General features: G+C 63.9%; 2 protein-coding genes. Both read right to left on the bottom strand.

Features of this window, described 5'->3' with window-relative positions; translation table 11 throughout:
• The coding region (locus FJ251_15495) for a restriction endonuclease subunit S (GenBank protein ID MBM4119107.1) at nucleotides 1-445 on the bottom strand (445 nt) is incomplete at its 3' end.
• Between the two features lie 26 nt (nucleotides 446-471).
• Nucleotides 472-2,271, bottom strand: a complete 1,800-nt coding sequence (locus tag FJ251_15490; GenBank protein ID MBM4119106.1) for a DUF262 domain-containing protein — start codon at nucleotides 2,269-2,271, stop codon at nucleotides 472-474.
• Nucleotides 2,272-2,431 lie beyond the last annotated feature (160 nt).

Below are 2,431 nucleotides of genomic sequence, written 5' to 3'. Positions count from 1 at the left end.
TAGAGATCTCGTTGAACGTCGTGCCGGTGGCAAGGCTCTGGAGTTCACCCTTGAGCGTGGACAGGACATGGTAGCCGAACACTGGGTCTATAAGGCCGAGCGCTGGGACTAGAGCTTTGCAGCCCTGATTAGTGCAGAGCTCGACGTCGGCTATAGCGACATTGCCGACGGGTGCACGAGAAGTCACGATGATGCTGCCCGGCGGCACGAGTTCCGCCGAGCACGCCGACAGGCCGTCGCTCGTGATTCGTCGCTGCGAGCCCTTGAGACTGGAGGCCTTGCTCAGATCTGCGGGAGTTATCCAGACAACGGCTCCGTCCCAGTACGTTGCCTCCGAGCTCGGGGGCGTTGAGCCGCCCACGATTCGTTGAAAGACGTGCTTGACCCGTCGTGCTTCCCAGTGCTCCGGCACCTCCCCCAGCCACGGCACTCCAGAGTCCTTCATCGCCGGATAGGGCTTGAGCCCGTCGATCACGATAGCACCTCGAACCACTGCTTGATCCGCAGCGCCATCAGCCTGCGGCGCTCGGCGAGGAACTCGTCGTAGGCGGGCACCGCACCCTCGGCCAGACCCGCGGGCAAGCAGTTCTGCTCGTAATTCTCGCGCAGGCGCACTGGGTCGGTGATGCCGCCGTAGCGCTTCTTGCCGCCATTCACCTGATCGGCGATCTCCGCGAAGTACTTCTCCGGCGCCTTGTCGCCGATGGCGATATTGATCTCGCTCTGGGCGATGACGAAGTTGGCGATCTGGTTGTAGCGCCCGCGCGAGAGGCCCAGCTGCTGCAGGTGCTTGCGCGGGAAGACATGGTGCTTGTCGCCCCGGTTGAGCAGCAGGTCACGCACGGTGATGTCCGTAGATAGAAAGCCCCTGTCGCCAAGCCGCGCCTGAGCCGCCTGGTAGGCGATGAAGTAGGGGCTGGTGGACGACGAGGTATCCATGAGCTGCGGCAGCATGCCGGTCCAGAACGCGTCCGGCAACTCGTTACCGATCACCGCCTCGACATAGGCGGTCAGGCCTTGGCTCTCGATCTGGCGGATATCCACATCGAAGGCCGTCTCGGGGCTGCCCGCATAGCGGCCGGTCAAGATCGACATGGCGTACCAGCGCCGGACCAGGCGCTCGAGGTCGTCCGCGGCGAGCTGCGCAGCGCGGCCGCGCAGGTAGACGATGTAGGCGAAGTTGACCGCGTTCTGGCTGCGGATCAGGTCGGCAGTCAGGAAGCCCGACGAACGCAGGATCATCGTCAGACGGTCGAAGTGGGTCTTGCTCATGAAGGCTTCGATGCCGGCCTTGAGCTTGCCGAAGGACGCCTCGGCGATGGCCTCCTCGTACTCCCGGGTTTCGAAGTTGCGGCCTGACAGCAGCGCCACCAGGTCCTGCAGCCTGCCTCGCCCGAACTCCGAGGTAAAGGCGACGCGCAGCATGTCAGTGTAGGTGGGGTCGTAGAGATCTTCGCTGACGTCCTTGAGCCACTTCATCCTTGGCCAGAAGCCGGACCCCGCGAAGGCGGGATCGCCCTTCTCGATCTTCGAGTAGAACTCCGGCGCCACGGCCAGGTGGCAGAAGTAGTCGATGGCCTTGCGCAGCTCGTTGCCGCCGTAGCTTTCGTTGACGGCGATCTTCGACATCGCGAAGTCGGCTTGGGACAGCTCGGTGCCGGCTGAGTTCACCCGGATGAAGATCTCGGTAACCGTCTCGATGTCGAGGTCTTCGGCCAACTCGATCAGGCCGACGTGGTTGTTGGTGATCTTCGCCACCCTCTCGAGCACCTTGCCGATCGCAGAGCGGTTCGCCTCGGGGTTCCTGGTAACGTACTCGTCGGTCAGGTCGCCCAGGTAGACATCGGCCGCGAAGAGCCGCGCAATGTCGTCGATCCAGGCCTTGTCCTTCTCGATCGCCGGGTTGCGCACCTCGAAGCGCTCCTCGCCGGGGTGAAAGGCGATGCGGATGCGCACCGTCTCGTAGTCCCGGGTCAGCACCTCCCGCCCGAGCAGCGCCGCCATCAGCGCCGTGACCCGCTGCTGGCCATCGATCAGGATGCGCTTGCCCGCAGAGGGAGTGCCATCCTTGAGCTTGACGGTGGGGTTGCGCCAAGAGATCAGGTAGCCGACCGGGTAGCCCTGGTAGAGTGAGTCGAGGAGGTTGCGCACCTTGGTCGCGTCCCAGACGAAGGGGCGCTGGATCTCAGGGATGGCGATCTCGCCCGACTTCACCCAGGTGAGGAGAGTCTCGATCGGATGCGGGGTGACGGAATAGCGCTGAGTGGCCATCAGTGCGTGCCCCCAAGGATCTCGCCGAGCAGCCCCTCGGTCTCCCTCTCCAGTGCCAGGATGTCCGCCCGGATCTCCTCCAGCGTGCGCAGCGGCTTCGGCTTGTAGAAGTAGCGCGTGAAGCTGATCTCGTAGCCGGTCTTCACGCTGTCCGGCACAT

The sequence above is a fragment of the bacterium genome (assembly GCA_016873475.1).
Lineage (GTDB): Bacteria > Krumholzibacteriota > Krumholzibacteriia > JACNKJ01 > JACNKJ01 > VGXI01.
This window is presented reverse-complemented; position numbering and strand designations above follow the sequence as displayed.

Excerpts from the sequence above, each read along its gene's own strand:
- FJ251_15490 (MBM4119106.1), bottom strand. The coding sequence starts at position 2,271 with ATGGCCACTCAGCGCTATTCCGTCACCCCGCATCCGATCGAGACTCTC.